At 58.9% G+C, this 15,476-nt stretch carries 17 protein-coding genes; 3 read left to right on the top strand and 14 right to left on the bottom strand.

All coding sequences use genetic code 11. The features are described 5' to 3' along the window. Positions 1-5: 5 nt before the first annotated feature. The 12 genes from ilvN to RBB75_RS00690 all read right to left on the bottom strand — a co-directional run bounded on the left by ilvN (position 6) and on the right by RBB75_RS00690 (position 11,681). On the bottom strand, positions 6-620 hold the full coding sequence (gene ilvN, locus RBB75_RS00745) for an acetolactate synthase small subunit (protein WP_179638604.1): 615 nt from the start codon (positions 618-620) through the stop codon (positions 6-8). Next, the gene (locus RBB75_RS00740; RefSeq protein ID WP_353069220.1) at positions 602-1,186 is read right to left on the bottom strand and encodes a GNAT family N-acetyltransferase; all 585 of its coding nucleotides are present in this window, start codon (positions 1,184-1,186) and stop codon (positions 602-604) included. The genes ilvN and RBB75_RS00740 overlap by 19 nt, the downstream gene beginning before the upstream one ends. A 98-nt stretch (positions 1,187-1,284) precedes the next feature. Then, positions 1,285-1,857, bottom strand: a complete 573-nt coding sequence (locus tag RBB75_RS00735) for a hypothetical protein (RefSeq protein WP_353069219.1) — start codon at positions 1,855-1,857, stop codon at positions 1,285-1,287. A 251-nt stretch (positions 1,858-2,108) separates the two neighbouring features. Further along, a complete protein-coding gene (gene ilvB, locus RBB75_RS00730; RefSeq protein ID WP_179638601.1) occupies positions 2,109-3,854 on the bottom strand; it encodes a biosynthetic-type acetolactate synthase large subunit in 1,746 nt (581 codons plus the stop codon). Between the two features lie 248 nt (positions 3,855-4,102). Beyond that, a complete protein-coding gene (gene ilvD, locus RBB75_RS00725) occupies positions 4,103-5,791 on the bottom strand; it encodes a dihydroxy-acid dehydratase (protein ID WP_179638600.1) in 1,689 nt (562 codons plus the stop codon). 30 nt (positions 5,792-5,821) lie between these two features. Continuing rightward, entirely contained in the window at positions 5,822-6,334 is a 513-nt protein-coding gene (locus RBB75_RS00720) for a hypothetical protein (RefSeq protein ID WP_179638599.1), read from the bottom strand. Beyond that, the gene (gene leuD, locus RBB75_RS00715) at positions 6,331-6,981 is read right to left on the bottom strand and encodes a 3-isopropylmalate dehydratase small subunit (protein WP_353069218.1); all 651 of its coding nucleotides are present in this window, start codon (positions 6,979-6,981) and stop codon (positions 6,331-6,333) included. Before leuD ends, RBB75_RS00720 begins: the two co-directional genes overlap by 4 nt. Continuing rightward, a complete protein-coding gene (leuC, locus tag RBB75_RS00710; RefSeq protein WP_353069217.1) occupies positions 6,981-8,450 on the bottom strand; it encodes a 3-isopropylmalate dehydratase large subunit in 1,470 nt (489 codons plus the stop codon). The genes leuD and leuC overlap by 1 nt, the downstream gene beginning before the upstream one ends. Beyond that, entirely contained in the window at positions 8,447-9,160 is a 714-nt protein-coding gene (locus RBB75_RS00705) for a hypothetical protein (RefSeq protein WP_353069216.1), read from the bottom strand. The genes leuC and RBB75_RS00705 overlap by 4 nt, the downstream gene beginning before the upstream one ends. 5 nt (positions 9,161-9,165) lie before the next feature. Next, positions 9,166-9,348 carry a hypothetical protein gene (locus tag RBB75_RS00700; protein ID WP_179638595.1) on the bottom strand — a complete coding sequence of 61 codons (183 nt, stop codon included), beginning with the start codon at positions 9,346-9,348 and terminating at the stop codon, positions 9,166-9,168. A 5-nt stretch (positions 9,349-9,353) separates the two neighbouring features. Continuing rightward, on the bottom strand, positions 9,354-10,463 hold the full coding sequence (gene leuB, locus RBB75_RS00695) for a 3-isopropylmalate dehydrogenase (protein WP_353069215.1): 1,110 nt from the start codon (positions 10,461-10,463) through the stop codon (positions 9,354-9,356). A gap of 24 nt (positions 10,464-10,487) precedes the next feature. After that, positions 10,488-11,681, bottom strand: coding sequence for a 2-isopropylmalate synthase (locus tag RBB75_RS00690; RefSeq protein ID WP_179638593.1), 1,194 nt, complete (start codon positions 11,679-11,681; stop codon positions 10,488-10,490). Positions 11,682-11,801: 120 nt separating this feature from the next. Here RBB75_RS00690 and RBB75_RS00685 point away from each other — a divergent pair, with 120 nt between their 5' ends. From RBB75_RS00685 to RBB75_RS00675, 3 genes are all read left to right on the top strand, one after another. After that, positions 11,802-12,725, top strand: a complete 924-nt coding sequence (locus RBB75_RS00685; protein WP_179638592.1) for a LysR family transcriptional regulator — start codon at positions 11,802-11,804, stop codon at positions 12,723-12,725. A 117-nt stretch (positions 12,726-12,842) separates the two neighbouring features. After that, on the top strand, positions 12,843-13,310 hold the full coding sequence (locus tag RBB75_RS00680; RefSeq protein WP_353069214.1) for a Spy/CpxP family protein refolding chaperone: 468 nt from the start codon (positions 12,843-12,845) through the stop codon (positions 13,308-13,310). A gap of 164 nt (positions 13,311-13,474) precedes the next feature. After that, entirely contained in the window at positions 13,475-14,110 is a 636-nt protein-coding gene (locus RBB75_RS00675; protein ID WP_257030988.1) for a porin family protein, read from the top strand. A gap of 86 nt (positions 14,111-14,196) precedes the next feature. On the opposite strand, the gene RBB75_RS00670 is transcribed toward RBB75_RS00675, so the two are convergent. Both RBB75_RS00670 and RBB75_RS00665 read right to left on the bottom strand, forming a co-directional pair. Then, positions 14,197-14,724: an outer membrane beta-barrel protein gene (locus RBB75_RS00670; protein WP_179638590.1), complete on the bottom strand. Its 528-nt coding sequence runs from the start codon at positions 14,722-14,724 to the stop codon at positions 14,197-14,199. A gap of 102 nt (positions 14,725-14,826) precedes the next feature. Then, complete coding sequence (locus RBB75_RS00665; protein WP_179638589.1) at positions 14,827-15,471, bottom strand: outer membrane beta-barrel protein; 645 nt, start codon at positions 15,469-15,471, stop codon at positions 14,827-14,829. Between the last annotated feature and the right edge of the window lie 5 nt (positions 15,472-15,476).

Here is a 15,476-nt window from a genome sequence, read left to right as displayed (position 1 = left end):
AAAGACTAAGCCTCTTCCTCATGGACATCGGTGAACTCATTCGGCAGAATCTCATCAGCCTCCGGCTTTTCAGGGAACGACGTCTCATTGCTGTGGTCATGGTCAGGCGTGCCGAGCGCCTTCAAGACGCGGCTGGTGTGGTGGCCACGCCGCATCGCCATGCGCCCCGTGCGCGAGACCTCAAGGATCGTATATCCGCTCTCGGTGAGCACCTGGACCAGCCCTTCAATCTTGCTGGCCGCCCCGGTCATCTCAAGCATCACCGACTCAGGCGCCAGATCGACCACACGCGCCCGGAAGACGGTGGCAAGCTCGAAGATCTGCGAGCGAGTCTTTGGCCCGGCCGCAACCTTGATCAGGCAGAGCTCGCGGATGACGGCGTCGGCCCGGCCCACCTCGTCCACCTCCACCGTGATCTCAAGCTTATAGAGCGAGGCGCGAATGCGATGCGCAGCATGGTCCGGCGCCTCGCAGACGATCGTCATCCGCGAGATATCGGCCCGCTCGCTCTCACCCACCGTCAGTGAGACGATGTTGATGTTGAGTCGGCGAAACAGCGAGGCGACACGCGTCAACACGCCGGGTTTGTCTTGGACCAGAGCTACAAAGGTGTGGAGCATGAGACCTCGGAGATGTTCGGGTTGTGCAGGCTGTAAAGTGTGTGGCGCTCATACGGATGGCCTGACGGAACGCGGGGATGATTGAAGTCGAGCTCAGGATGATGAGTCATGCCTAACTTCTCCATGACGCGACGCGAAGGATGGTTAGCCAGTGTCGTAATCGCAACGACCTCGGCGAGTGCGAGTTGTCGGAATGCAAAATCGATGATGGCACGTGCGCCCTCCGTCGCCAATCCCAGCCCCTGGTGGTCCTGTGTGAGGCGCCAGCCTATCTCGACCGCGGGTTGATGGAGATTGGGTACGGCGTCGCGCATGGTTTGCAGTCCTATGGTCCCGGCGAACGCGCCCGTCTCGCGCAGGGTCGCGGCGAAGAAGCTGAACCCCTCGCGTTCGAAGGCCGCAAGGTAGCGGTCGATCGACTCGTCGCTCTCCTGGCGTGTGAACGGAGCGGGGTAAAACCTCATAACGGCCGGGTCGGCGTTCATTGCGGCGAAGGGTGCACGGTCAGTCTCCTGCCAGCGGCGCAAAAGGAGACGGGGAGTCTCGAGTTGGAGTGTCTTGGGCAACTCATCTTCTCTCAAAAAATAGTTCAGTGCGGCAGCTTCGGTGTGGAGCATAAGTGCCTTTCAGCCGGGTGCTGCGTTTAGTAACGAAGCGCGGCGTTTTAGTTTGGACTATGGGGCAGCGAATCGACCGGCGGTGCAGGGTACTGGCGAAGATAAGTCTTGGGAACCTCATAGAGGATGAGCTCGCCCGGCTTAGCCTTCGGGCTTGCACTGCTGCAAAGATTGCCCGCTGTCACTCCAGCGCTGAGAATCGCTGCAACGGAGTAGTTGGTATAGAGCTCACTCCGTGGCCTGCAGTCCGCATACATATTCGCGAGGATGCGGAGAATGGTCGCCTTCTTCGGATCCACCAGGATAAATCCGTTCTTGTCGGTCCCCATAGCGACCGATCCGATCTGATCCTCGCGAAGAGCCACATTCAACCTCTCATCGTGGACAGGCGCGTTGGTGAGCGCGTTGATCACCCGGATGCGAACCTGACCCGGCGGAGGCGGGGCTTCGGCAACAGTTTGAGCCGATGCAGCAGCCTGAACCGGCGCAGCAGCCTGTGCCGGCGCAGCAGCAGCTTGAGCCGAAGCAGCCACAGACGCCGAGACGGCGAGAAGCGGCCAGACAACGCGTGCGAGAACTCCGAGTTTTCTACTCGCTCCAGCTCCGAATCGACTCAGCATCTGTAGCCCCTCTCTCAAAAGATCACAATTGTGCAGCAGGTAAAAATAAACTTCAAAAATCTGGCGTATTTTTCGGCGATCAAAAGCACGCTGCTAACGCACCACGTTTGCCACGCATTTCACCACGTTCTCACCATCAAAAAACCACATCCAGAACACCGTTTTTTCTAAAACACCCCTCAAAAACAAGGGAAAAACAATGATCTTAGCTCCAGCACCACAGCCAGAATTTTTCTGGAGAAACCTAAAGATTATTCGTCCTCCGCCGTCTCCAGAAGCGGATCGTTCGCCGGCCGCCGCACCATCTCATGGAGCGCCGCCCCGGGAGCGATCATCGGATAGACCCCATCCTCTTTCTCAACCTGAAAGTTGATCAGAAACGCCTTACCGCTGGTCCGCGCCTTTGTAACCGTGGGGGTCACATGCTTTCGTTCGCTAACATGCGCCCCATCAATACCATGCGCTCCCGCCAGCTTCACGAAGTCAGGCGACAGAATCGGCGATGCTGCGTAGTTCTTCTCGTAAAACGCCTCCTGCCACTGCCGAACCATGCCCAGAAACCCATTGTTAATCACGGCGATATTGATCGCCAAACCCTCCTGAACAATGGTCGAAAGCTCAGCAGCAGTCATCTGAAATCCACCATCTCCTGCGATCACCCACACATCTTTGTCAGGACAAGCGACCTTCGCGCCAATCGCCGCCGGAAGCGCAAAACCCATGGTGCCAAGGCCTCCGCTGGTGATCAGCGAACGAGGCACATCGTGCTTATAGTACTGCGCCTCCCACATCTGGTGCTGCCCGACATCTGTAACGATGATGGTTCGATCGGCGCGGCCCGCTGCGTGTGCTTCGCGCCAGATGTCGTTGATGACATGGGCTGCATAAAGATGGCCATTGTCGGGCAGATTGATGATGTCGCGAACGGCTGCATCGCCCTTCATCGCATTGACCTCACCGATCCAGGTTGTATCTGTCTTCTTCGCCAGCAAGGGTAGAAGAAGTTCAAGAGTCTCGCGAAGATCGCCTATAAGAGCCACGTCAGCTTTCACATTCTTGTTGATCTCGGACGGATCGATCTCGATGTGAATCTTCTTCGCATTCGGCGCATAGTGCGCAAGGTTGCCGGTAACGCGATCGTCGAAGCGCATCCCGAAGGCTAGTAGCAGGTCGGCCTGCTGGATCGCGTTGTTGACCCACGATTCGCCGTGCATTCCCATCATGCCGAGCGACAGCGGGTGATACGTCGGGAAGGCTCCGAGGCCGAGCAGCGTGCTCGCGACGGGGATCTGTTGACGTTCTGCGAAAGTGAGAACCTGTGCTTCAGCGCCGGAGTGCGTGATGCCATGACCGGCGAGGATGACGGGGCGTTTCGCCTGCTGGATGAGTTCTATCGCCTGTTGGATGGAAGAGGACTCCGCCTGCAGCATCGGGTGAGGGCGGTAGGGCGCGGGAGCAGCAGCTTCAAAGTTGAAGGCGGCGGTGTTCTGCTGTGCATCCTTCGTGATGTCGACCAGCACAGGGCCGGGGCGGCCATTGGTCGCAACCTGAAAGGCTTCGCGCAGTGCTGGTGCGATGTCATCAGCACGCGTGACGAGGTAGTTGTGCTTGGTGATGGGCAGCGTGATGCCAGTGATGTCGACCTCCTGGAACGCATCGGAGCCGAGAACCTTGCTGCCAACCTGGCCGGTGATGCAGACGATGGGGATGGAGTCGAGCATGGCCGTCGCAATGCCGGTAACGAGGTTCGTAGCGCCGGGTCCGCTGGTGGCGATGCAGACGCCAACCTTGCCCGATGCGCGGGCGTAGCCATCGGCCATGTGCGATGCGCCCTGCTCGTGGCGCACCAGGATGTGATGGATGGGAAACTTGCGCAGTGCGTCATAGGCAGGGAGGATGGCTCCGCCTGGGTAGCCGAAGACCTTGTCCACGCCTTCGCCGACGAGTGTGGCCCAGATGATTTCCGCTCCGGTGAGTTGGGGGTTGTAAGTGGTCATGGTTAGCTCCCGAAGGGTCGAATTACAGTGAAGATAAAAACAATGTCGACGATGGTAATGACAGCTCCCAGCACGCGGTACTGCTGTTGTTTCTTTCTGCTGTGAAGGCTACTCCGCATCTCCCACGCTTCCTTTGATCCGCTTCTGGCTATTAGGTGGATAGCCAAGGAGGGCTTGATCATCAGGGACGTTCCAATGAGCAAGGCGTAGATCGTAAGAAGAATTGTTATGCCTTCGATCATGATTGGTTAGGTGGTGACGGCTCCTTCGCTGGCGCTGCTTACGGTGTTAACGTACTTGGCGAAGACGCCGCGTTTGAATCGGGGTTCGGGGGCCTTCCATGTGGCGAGGCGTTTGGCGATCTCGGCTTCGGGGATGTTGAGGGTTAGTTTGCGGTTGGGGATGTCGAAGGTGATGGTGTCGCCTTCGTGGACGGCGGCGATGGGGCCTCCAAGCTGGGCTTCGGGTGCGACGTGGCCGACCATCAATCCACGTGTGGCACCGGAGAAACGTCCGTCGGTGAGGAGAGCTACGGTTTCGCTGAGCTCCGGGATGCCCTTGATGGCGGCGGTGACGGCGAGCATCTCGCGCATGCCTGGGCCTCCACGTGGGCCTTCGTAACGGATGACGCAGACGTCGTTGGGGTTGATCTTACCGGCCTCCACTGCGGCGTGGCACTCGTCTTCGGACTCAAACACGCGGGCGGGGCCAGTGTGATTGAGGCGCTCGTGTCCGGCTACTTTGACGACGCAGCCATCGGGCGCGAGATTGCCCTTGAGGATGACGAGGCCGCCGGTGGCCTTGAGTGGGTGGTCGGTGGTATAGATGACCTTCTGGTTGGGCGTCTCGACAGCCGCGGCGGCTTCTTCGGCGAGGGTCTTGCCGGTGACGGTGATCTGACCGCCGTCGATGAGACCAGCGTCGAGGAGTCGTTTAGCGAGAAGGCGGCTGCCGCCTGCGTTTTGATAGTCCGTGGCCGCGTACTTGCCACCGGGGGAGAGATCGCAGATGTGCGGGGTGCGGTCGCTGATAGCGTTGAAGTCGTCGATGGTGAAGGGAATGTTGAATTCGCGCGCGATGGCAAGCAGATGAAGGACTGCGTTGGTGCTGCCACCCGAAGCGCAGGCGGAGACGTAGGCGTTCTCGATAGCTTTGCGGGTGACGATCTTCGACGGGCGAAGGTCGTTCTTGGCTAGTTCCATGACGAGACGTCCTGCTTCACGGCTGGCTGCGGCTTTCTCGGGAGACATGGCGGGGACGCCGGTGATCTGGATGGGGGAGATGCCGAGGAACTCGCCAGCCATGGCCATGGTGTTGGCGGTGAACTGTCCGCCGCAGGCTCCGGGGCCAGGACAGGCGGCAGCTTCGAGGGCTTCGAGTTCGTCATCGGTGATCTTGCCGGCGGCGTGTGAGCCCATGCCTTCGAAGACCTGGAGGATGGTGATCTCCTTGGTGGTGCCGTCGGGCTGGGGAAGCTTGCCGGGGGCGATGGAGCCGCCGTAGAGCATGAGGCCGGGGATGTCGAGGCGGGCGAGGGCCATGATGGCGGCAGGCATATTCTTGTCGCAGCCGGCGATACAGACGAGGCCGTCGAAGGAGTTGGCGCGGGTGATGAGTTCGATGGAGTCGGCGATGACCTCGCGGGAGACGAGCGAGGCCTTCATACCCTGGGTGCCCATGGTGATGCCGTCGTGGACGGTGATAGTGTTGAACTCCATGGGGGTGCCGCCGGCGTCGCGAATGCCTTGCTTGACGGCGGCGGCGACGTCGCGGAGATGGAAGTTGCAGGGACCGACCTCGGTCCAGGTGTTGGCGATGCCGATGATGGGCTTGTGCAGGTCTTCTTTGGTGAAGCCTACACTGCGCAGATAAGAGCGAGCCGCAGCGCGGGATGGGCCTTCTGTGAGGACTCTGGAATACTTCTTTGCGTCGGCCAAGTATCTCTCCTGTTTCCGTTTTGATCTCTACTAATCTTTGGTGTAGCCGGGAACGTGTTGTGGTGGTGCAGCGGTGGCGTTTGGTTGCGTGATGATCTGCAGATCAAACATGACAGCCTTCACGGCAGTATTTTTCGCGAACGGTTCGGTGATGGTCCAGAGACCTATGTGGGTCTGGGTATCCAGTATTGCCAAGGTAAGGTTCGAGTAAGCGTTTGAGTGGCCCTCTCCGTTCAGAACGTCCATAGTGCCGGTTCTGGCCACCATGTGGATTTCGAAGATGAGGTCTGCGGTAGCTGGCGAGGAAACAAGTTGATACTTTCCGAAGGAAGACAATGCGGTGTAGAGACCGTTGTAGACCTCCGCGCAGGTCTTGTAGTCTTCCTCACATCGATTTGAGAGGAAGATTGTTTTGGCGGCGGCGATCTGTGGAGGGATCGGAGCGTACGAAGCTGCAGGTGGGTTTTTGTTCGCACTGGCGCTAGCAGACCCGGCAGCGGTAACAATAGCCAGCGCGAATATGGCTACAATTTGATTTTTCACGAAGTAGCTCCGCTTATTGAAGCGGACTTCGGCTTCAGCCAGAATTCGGTGTCGTGTTTTGTTTCGTAGGTGTCTAGCGCTGATCCGTGGCGCAGGGTTAGGCCTATGTCGTCGAGGCCGTTCAGGAGGCAGTATTTGCGGAAGGGGTCGATGTCGAAGTGCGCGCTGAAGCCTTCGTCGTCGGTGACGGTCTGGGCTTCGAGGTTGATGGTGATCTTGTGGGCGGGATTTTTTTCTGAACGCTGCATCAGGGTTTGCACGTCGGCTTCGGAGAGGCGGACGAGGACCATTCCGTTCTTTCCTGCGTTGGAGAAGAAGATGTCTGCGAAGCTCGGTGCGATGACGCTAAGGAAGCCGAAGTCGGTGAGAGCCCAGGCGGCGTGCTCACGGGAGCTGCCGCATCCGAAGTTTTTTCCGGCGATGAGAATCTTCGCGCCCTTGTGGTGGTGTTTGTTGAGGACGAAGGTCTGGTCGGGTTGGCCAGCGTCGGGGCCGTCCTGGATACGTCGCCAATCGTAGAAGAGGAAGTCGCCGTAGCCGGTGCGTTCGATGCGCTTGAGGAACTGCTTGGGGATGATCTGGTCGGTATCGACGTTGGGGCGGTCGAGAGGGGCGGCGTGGCTGGTGAGAACGTTGATGGGATGCATTAGTTCGCCTCCTTCTGTGTTGGCTGATCTTTGAACTGCCAGGTGCGAATATCGGTGAAATGGCCGGTTATGGCGGCGGCAGCGGCCATCTGTGGGCTGACGAGGTGGGTGCGGCCACCGCGGCCCTGACGGCCTTCGAAGTTTCGGTTCGAGGTGGAGGCGCAGCGCTCGCCGGGAGCGAGGATGTCTGGGTTCATGCCGAGACACATGCTGCAGCCCGGCTCGCGCCAGTCGAAGCCTGCTTCGGTGAAGACTTTGTCGAGACCTTCCTTTTCGGCTTGCGTTTTGACGGACTGTGAGCCAGGCACAACCATCGCACGGACTGAGGTGGCGACGTGGTAGCCGCGAACGACAGAGGCGGCGGCGCGCAGGTCTTCGATGCGGGCGTTGGTGCAGGAGCCGAGGAAGACGCGGTCGATCTTGATCTCTTCGATGGGTTCGCCTGCGTGCAGGCCCATGTATTCGAGTGCGCGCTCGAAGGCTTTTTGGTCGGCTTCGTTTGCCGTGGGGTCGGCGAGGGGAACGGTGCTTTTGACGCCGGTGACCATGCCAGGTGAGGTGCCCCAGCTGACGGTGGGGGTAATGTCGGCCGCGTTGAGAGTGAGTTCGCGGTCGAAGATTGCTCCTTCGTCAGTTACAAGTTCGGACCAGTGGGCTATGGCTCCGTCCCATGCAGTGCTGGACGGGGAGAAGCGGCGGCCTTTGAGATAGGCGAAGGTGGTGGCGTCGGGGGCGATCATTCCAGCGCGGGCTCCGGCTTCGATGCTCATGTTACAAACGGTCATGCGGCCTTCCATCGAGAGGGCGCGGATGGCGGAGCCGGCGTATTCGACGACGTAGCCTGTAGCTCCGGCGGTGCCGATCTCGCCGATGATGTGGAGGACGATGTCTTTGGCGGTGACACCGACGGGAAGCGTGCCTTCTACGTTGATGCGAAAGGTCTTTGGCTTGTCCTGTGGGAGCGTCTGCGTGGCCATGACGTGTTCGACTTCACTGGTGCCGATACCGAAGGCGAGTGCGCCGAACGCGCCGTGGGTGCTGGTGTGCGAGTCACCGCAGACGATGGTCATTCCGGGTTTGGTAATGCCAAGCTCTGGGCCGATGATGTGGACGATGCCTTGCTCGGGCGACTGGACGTCGTAGAGTTCGACACCGAAGTCGGCGCAGTTTTTGCGGAGGGCTTCGATCTGCTTGGAGGCGATCTGGTCGACGATGTGCAGGCGGTCCTCGATGCTGCTGGTGGGGACGTTGTGGTCTACCGTGGCGACGGTGCGGTCGGGGCGGCGCAGCTTGCGTCCTGCCATGCGGAGACCGTCGAAGGCCTGCGGGCTGGTGACCTCGTGGACGAGATGCAGGTCGATGTAGAGGATGCTGGGTTCACCCTGCGGCTCGACGACGAGATGCTGCTGCCATACTTTTTCGAAGAGTGTCTGTGGCTTCGTTTGGGGTTTCGTCTGGGGGGTATTCATGGTTGTGCCTTTTGCTCTGTTGATGGAGGTAGGGTGAAGGTGTTGGCTCCGATGGCGGCGGGCTGAATCTGATGGGGCGTGCCATCGGGGTCGACGAGAATGGCGCGAGTGACCTGTTGAATAACGGTGCTGCCGGAGGGCGGTTGTGCGGTCCAGCGGGCGACGCTGTGAGTCAGCGCCGGGGGGATGTGGTCTGGGTCGATGGGATGGTTGGCGAAGATCCAGAGAGTGTATTCGGCGCCGGGTTCGCTGGGGGTTCTGCTGTCCTTGATCCAGTCGATGGCGGCGAAGACGATGAAAGGATGGGGAAGTCCGAGGTCGACCCAGAGCAGGCCGCGCGCCGGATTAAAGCGAAAGACACAGCCGGTGATTGAGAGATAACGGTTGTCGTCGGCGCGAACTTTATCGGGGACTGACAGGAAGTCGAGCGCGGTCTCGTCGAGTGGTTTGTAGCCGGTCTTGGGACTGCCCCAGAAAGTTTGCGGAGCAGTGAGGTATTGGGCCAGGAATGGCCGGAAGCGGGTATCGAGAACCAGTTGGGTCTCGCGGCCGTCGGCCGGCGGGGGGCCGTATTGCCATAGCCACTCGACGTTTTCTTTTGGCTGCTTCTTGTCTTTCTTGATTTGTGGCGAAGAGATTTGTGCGTGCGCGGCCGGAGTTGCGAAGAGCAGCAGAGTGGCGGCGAATTGGATGGCATGGCGCATCTTCATTTTGGTTAGCGACTGCGTCTAGGTTGATTGAACTTTCTTTGACTGAACCACAGCAGGCCGTTGACCAGAGGAAACATGATGATCGCCGTGATGAGGAGCGCCATCGGCGGCGCACCCCGCAGCCAGCGATAGACCAACGCTACGGTGATTGCGAGGTTTGCCAGGGCCGTCTTGAATCTCAAACTCATGTCCTTTAGACGGCGTGCATGGCCTGGCGGCGGTCGATGGACTCGGCCAGGGCCTGGTGTACGAGCTTGCCCATCTCCTGCGTGCTGACTGGGGTTTGGCCGGGTTGCTGCCCGCGAGCGATGTCGGCGGTGCGGTAGCCAGCGTCGAGAACTTTGTTGACCGCTGCTTCGACGGCCCTGGCATCCTGCTCGAGATTCGCTGAATGGCGGAGGACCATCGCGGCGGTTAAGATCGCGCCGAGTGGATTGGCTTTGCCGGTGCCGGCGATGTCGGGTGCGCTACCGTGAACGGGCTCGTAGAGGTTGACTGCGCCGCCGATAGTCGCCGAGGGCAGCATGCCGAGGGAGCCGGTGATGACTCCCGCTTCGTCGGAGAGGATGTCCCCAAAGAGATTTTCGGTGAGGACGACGTCGAAGTTCCGAGGGATGTTCATGATGTGCATCGCCATCGAGTCGACGAGTTGGTGCTCAAGCGTCACGGAGGGATAGTCCTTTGCGACTTCGGTGACGGTGGCTCGCCATAGTTGAGATACCTCGAGGACGTTGGCCTTGTCGACAGAGGTGACCTTTTGGCGGCGGTTGCTGGCGAGCTCGAAGGCCACGCGGGCTACGCGTACGACCTCGTCGCGGGTGTAACGCATGGTGTTGATGGCCTCGTTGCTCTCGCGGTCCCACCAGCGTGGCGCGCCGAAATAGAGTCCGCCGAGTAGCTCGCGGACGAAGAGGATGTCGACGTCTTTGGTGACTTCGGGCCGTAGCGGGGAGCTCTCGCTGAGCGCGGTGTAGGCGATGGATGGGCGTAGATTGGCGAAGCCTCCGAGGGCTTGCCGGATTTGCAGAAGGCCCGCTTCGGGACGTTTGTCGGGAGGGAGCGCGTTGAACTTGTTGTCGCCAACAGCACCGAGGAGGACAGCATCGCACTCCAGAGCAGCATCGAGCGTGGCCGTGGGCAGGGGAGAGCCGGTCTCAGTGATGGCTATGCCGCCGATGAGGCCTTCGACGAAGGTGAACTCGTGTCCGCCCAGCTCAGCTACAGCGCGAAGAATATTTGTGGCCTGGTGGGTTACTTCGGGGCCGATGCCGTCGCCGGCGAGAACTGCAATTTTGAGTCGCATGACGCTCTTTCCTTTTGCGTGGATCTAGTGCGTGGTAACGGAGGACTTGTCCGATTGCAGAAGACCGAGCAGATCCTGGTCGTAGATGGATTTCTTGCGGTCGGCGAGTTCGGTGAAGCGGTGATAGACGTCGTCAAGTTGCGTGCGTGTGAGCGAGTGTCCGAGTTCGGTGAGGCGTTGCTCGAGGAGGCGGCGCCCGCTGTGTTTGCCGAGCACCATGTTGGTTGCGGGGACGCCGACGGACTCGGGTGTCATGATCTCGTAGGTGAGCGGGTTGGCCATCATGCCGTGCTGATGAATGCCGGACTCATGGGCAAAGGCGTTGGCACCTACGACGGCCTTGTTGGGCGAGCAGCCGAAGCTGATGAACTCAGCAAGCATCTGGCTGGTGGGGAAGAGCTGATTGAGTTTGATGTTGTTGGTGTAGGGCAGCTTGTCTCGGCGCACCATAAGGGCCGCGGCGATCTCTTCGAGTGCGGCGTTGCCGGCGCGTTCGCCGACGCCGTTGATGGTGCACTCGGCCTGGCGGGCTCCAGCCTGAATGCCTGCGAGGGTGTTGGCGACGGCCATGCCCAGGTCGTTATGGCAGTGGGTGGAGAGAATGACGTTGTCTCTGCCATTAGGACCAACGATGCCGGGAACCTTTGCGAAGAGCATGCGGAAGGTGGCGGCGTACTCGTCAGGCGTTGTGTAGCCGACGGTGTCGGGGATGTTGATGGTGGTGGCTCCGGCCTGAACCGCGACGGTCACGATCTCGACGAGAAAGTCAGGGTCGGTGCGCGTGGCATCCTCGGCGGAGAACTCGACGTCGTCGGCGAAGGTGCGGGCGAGACGGACGGACTCCGCGGCTTGATGGAGTGCCTCGGGGCGAGTGATCTTCAGCTTGGCTTCGAGGTGGAGGTCGGAGGAGGCCAAGAAGGTGTGGATGCGCGCCTTCTCAGCTGGCTCGATAGAACGGGCGGCGGCTTCAATGTCCTCGCGTTTGCAACGGGCGAGGGAGGCGATGCGGGGGCCACGAACTTCGCGGGCGATCATGCGGATGGAGTCGGAGTCGCCCTGGCTGGCGATGGCGAAGCCGGCCTCGAGGACGTCGACTCCGAGGTCTGCCAGCTGGTGGGCCATGCGCAACTTTTCGTCGTGATGCATCGTGCAACCGGGGGACTGTTCGCCGTCGCGGAGGGTGGTGTCGAAGAAGACGATTTGATTGGGCGAGGACATTAGATTTAGCACTCTCGATCTGGACGTTATCATAATGCATGCTTATGATGGCTTGCAGGTATATCAGAAATTCTAATTGCGACATTCAAGCGGTAGATCTCGGCTGCACGGAGGTAAGGATTGGACTTAGTCCAGATGGAGACGTTTCTGGCGGTGGCAGAAGAGCGTAGTTTCTCGCGAGCGGCAGCACGCCTCCATCGTACTCAGCCAGCGGTGAGTCAGGCAATCGCCAAACTGGAGGGGGAGTTGGGAGAGGTTCTGTTTGAGCGCTCATCGAGGGATGGAACGCTGACCGACGCGGGGGAGGTTTTGCGGGAGTATGCCTCTAAGTTGCTGAATCTGCGGAATGAGGCGGCGGGGGCGCTGACGGAGTTGCGCGAGCTTCACAGGGGCAGGCTGAACCTGGCAGCGAACGAGTACACCTGCCTTTATCTGTTGCCATTGCTTGATGAGTTTCGGAGGCAGAACCCCAGGATTAAACTGGCGGTGCAGCGAACGCTGGCCAGCAGGATCTCGGACGAGGTACTAATGCACTCTGTGGAGCTGGGGGTACTCTCCTTTCGCCCGGACGATGCCCAAGTAAAGTCGATGGTTGTGTACCGGGATGAGTTGGCTTTTGTGGTGAATCCGCGACATCCCCTGGCTGGGGCAGGGAAGGTGTCGATCCGGCAGTTGGGTGGGCAAAACTTTATTGCTCATAACATTCCATCGCCGCAGCGACAAAAGGTTATTCAGGCGTTCAAACGGCATAAGACTCCGCTGCAGATGGGGGTCGAGCTGCCGTCGCTGGAAGCGATCAAGCGGTTTGTTGAGATGGGGAATGGTGTGGCTCTGGTGCCGGGGCTGACGGTACGGACCGAGCTTGAGAGCGGGGCGTTGGTGCGGGTTCAGGTGCCGGAGCTGCAGATTGAGCGCAAGCTGCGGCTGGTTTATCGGAGGCAAGCTAGCCTGTCGCATGCGGCGCTGGCCTTTCTCAATGTTGTGGAGGCCTATGCGGCAGCGCATGGCGATCCGTACTGTTTCCAGGCCGAACGGGGGATGTGAAGACCGCTGTGAATTTTGCAAGAAAGCGGAACATTTGCGAAAAAAGGGCGTCTGTACGAATAGACTTGACCGCCGGAGAAACTCTTCCGGCAGATGCAGCATGAGAGTGAGAATCCGATGATGACACTATTTCGCAAACCAGTATTACAAGCAGCTCTTTTGGCGCTCTGTACGACCGCGCTGAGTGCACTTCCCGCAATGGCACAAGACCCATCTCCTCCGCCGGCGCAGGATCAGGCAGGCCCCCCAAATGGCGGCCACCGGAGTGGCGCTCAAAGGGAGGAGCATCAGGTTGAATTCCTGACGAAGAAGCTCAACCTGACTCCTGATCAGGTGACCCAGGTGAAGGCGATTGACGACGATTCACGAACTCAGATGATGGCTTTGCGGCAGGACACCACAACTCCCCAGGCTGACAAGCGGGCGAAGATGATGGACATCCACAAAGCCTCGCAGGATAAGATACGTGCCGTGCTGACCGACGATCAGAAGACGAAGTATGACGCTCTGCAGGCTCAGATGAAGGAGCGTCGAGAGAGTCGCGAGGGTGGGCAGGGAGCGCCTTCTTCTCCTCCGCCGCAATAATGCGTTAGGAAAAGATGGTCACAGGGGCTGGAGAGATGCAGATCTCCGGCCCTTCTTGCGTCGGTAGTACAACTTCGGGCAGCGGTGCGGTTACAATGAAGAACAGTGAATACGGCGTGCCATAACTTTTGAAGCGCGTTGCCTGCGGGACAGCGTAGGAAGTTATGGGCGAATTCGAAGGGATCCAGCGAAGAATGAAGAAGACGATGTTGTTGTTGGGCGCGCTGACGTTATCTGCGGCCGCCGGTTATGCGCAGGAGAGCCGGCAGGACGTGAGCGTAAGCGGAAGCGCGGCGTTTGCCCCACAGATTACCGGAAACAGCGTGCAGAAAAACACAAGCACGACTATTGGACTGGTTGCGAGCTACCGCTATCTGCTGACGCCGCGGAGCGGACTTGAAGTTAACTACGGATACCAACAGAACACGCAGTACTATCAGGTCTTTGGCAAGGCTAACGGCGGCATTCATACTCTGCAGCAGGAGGTTAGCGCTGCCTACGTCTTCAACCTGAACTTCAAGCACTTTAACCCGTTCCTTGAAGCTGGTCCGGGGGTAATGTTCTTCTCGCCGTTCAAGGATGCGGGATCGACCAACCTGGACGCGAAGCGGAATACAAACATTGGCGCTCTCTTTGGCGGCGGTGTCGCGTATGAGCTAAGTCCAAGCTTCGACATTCGAGCGGAGTACCGTGCGTTCCTGGTGAAGACTCCGACCTTCAGCCTTCCGGGCAATATCTTCAATACCAATCGCTATGAGATTATCTCGACTCCTTCGATCGGTATTGCTTATCACTTCTAACGGTCTGCAGCTTTAAACAGGAAAAGCCCCGGCGTGAACCGGGGCTTTCTCATGTTCTGAATTACGAGTACCTGACAAACAGTCTTCTATCGGAAGCGATAGGCCGCACCCAGCGTGAGGATGTTCGGGGTAAGACTGGAGCCGGCGAAGCTAAACCATTGCTGGTACTCCCAGTCGGCGCGTATGTAGAGGTACGGTTTCACCTTGTAGTCGGTGCCAATACCGGCAGCTATAAGGTTATACGCGAGATTCGGGCGGAATCCGTCCGGGTTGACAGGGAAGTTGAAGACGCCGCGTCCGTAGAGAACCTTGCCATAAGGGACGAAGCGGCGATATTCGCGAAAGTAGCGGCCGCCCACCTCATAGGTCTTCTCGTAGAGATCATTCTGATCTTTGACGAAATGGAATTCGCCCGTGACCCCGATGTGAGAGAGAAAATCGAAGTCAAAGTAGGCAGCGCCGCCATTGAACCGATCTCCGTAGTCGGAGTTTGCGGTGGAGAAGCCGCCACCAATCTTGAGATCTCCTGTGCGAGTGGCCGTTGGATTGGCCTGCGCGCTTAGCATCGATGCGGTCCCCAACAGACCCAGAAAAAGAACAGTCTTTGTCAGCACGTGCACTCCTGTCGAACAGCGTATTCCTTACCGCAGGCTGAAGAGCGCAACGACAGGACATTGAGGTGAAGCAATAACTTCATCATGAGTCAGACTCTCCGGCTAGCGCCAAGTATAAGCAGCACCAATCGTGTAGGCAATTGGGGAAAGGCCATTGGGTGCAAGGCCGGGCCACTTCTGGAGCTCCACATCGAAAGCCCGTACATTGATATGCCGAGTTGCTCGCACATCCAGGCCGCCGCCGCCCGCATACTGGAAATATGTAAATGTTGCCGGCGTGTTGAAGCTGCCAGACTGGAAACCGAAGCGGCCAATACCGAAGAGGACTTTGACATAGGGCTCAAAGCGCTTGTAATGCCATTTGTAGCGCGGGCCCAAGAGGTAAGAGTTCTCGCTGATATCGCCGGGCGTGATGACGGAGATGTGAATGTCGCCTTCGGCTCCCAAATGTTGACCGATATCGTAGTTGCCGTAGATGGTGATGCCCTTAATATATGGCTGCGTATAGTCGGGACTGATGAACGTTCCTGCGGCACCGATCTGTATCGAAGCTGTGCGAGTGGCGGTTGGAACGGCTTGCGCATGCGACCAGTGAGTCAGACTAAGGACGCAGGCGAAACAGCCGATGAGAATATGCCGCTTCAACAGTTGTGCCTCCTTATCAAACAAAAATTGATGCATACGTTGTGTCGAGGGAGCGGGACCCAGACAATAAAAGGCGTGGACGGTCTGAATGAGCAGGTCCATCCACG

Source organism: Tunturibacter empetritectus, assembly GCF_040358985.1.
GTDB classification, from domain to species: domain Bacteria; phylum Acidobacteriota; class Terriglobia; order Terriglobales; family Acidobacteriaceae; genus Edaphobacter; species Edaphobacter empetritectus.
The sequence above is the reverse complement of the archived record's forward strand: the minus strand, read 5'-3'. Positions and strand labels throughout refer to the sequence as shown.

Coding starts and splice junctions, on each gene's coding strand:
- ilvN (WP_179638604.1), bottom strand. CDS start 620: ATGCTCCACACCTTTGTAGCTCTGGTCCAAGACAAACCCGGCGTGTTG.
- RBB75_RS00735 (WP_353069219.1), bottom strand. CDS start 1,857: ATGCTGAGTCGATTCGGAGCTGGAGCGAGTAGAAAACTCGGAGTTCTC.
- ilvB (WP_179638601.1), bottom strand. CDS start 3,854: ATGACCACTTACAACCCCCAACTCACCGGAGCGGAAATCATCTGGGCC.
- leuD (WP_353069218.1), bottom strand. CDS start 6,981: ATGCATCCCATCAACGTTCTCACCAGCCACGCCGCCCCTCTCGACCGC.
- leuC (WP_353069217.1), bottom strand. CDS start 8,450: ATGAATACCCCCCAGACGAAACCCCAAACGAAGCCACAGACACTCTTC.
- RBB75_RS00705 (WP_353069216.1), bottom strand. CDS start 9,160: ATGAAGATGCGCCATGCCATCCAATTCGCCGCCACTCTGCTGCTCTTC.
- RBB75_RS00700 (WP_179638595.1), bottom strand. CDS start 9,348: ATGAGTTTGAGATTCAAGACGGCCCTGGCAAACCTCGCAATCACCGTA.
- leuB (WP_353069215.1), bottom strand. CDS start 10,463: ATGCGACTCAAAATTGCAGTTCTCGCCGGCGACGGCATCGGCCCCGAA.
- RBB75_RS00690 (WP_179638593.1), bottom strand. CDS start 11,681: ATGTCCTCGCCCAATCAAATCGTCTTCTTCGACACCACCCTCCGCGAC.
- RBB75_RS00680 (WP_353069214.1), top strand. CDS start 12,843: ATGATGACACTATTTCGCAAACCAGTATTACAAGCAGCTCTTTTGGCG.
- RBB75_RS00675 (WP_257030988.1), top strand. CDS start 13,475: ATGGGCGAATTCGAAGGGATCCAGCGAAGAATGAAGAAGACGATGTTG.
- RBB75_RS00665 (WP_179638589.1), bottom strand. CDS start 15,471: ATGGACCTGCTCATTCAGACCGTCCACGCCTTTTATTGTCTGGGTCCC.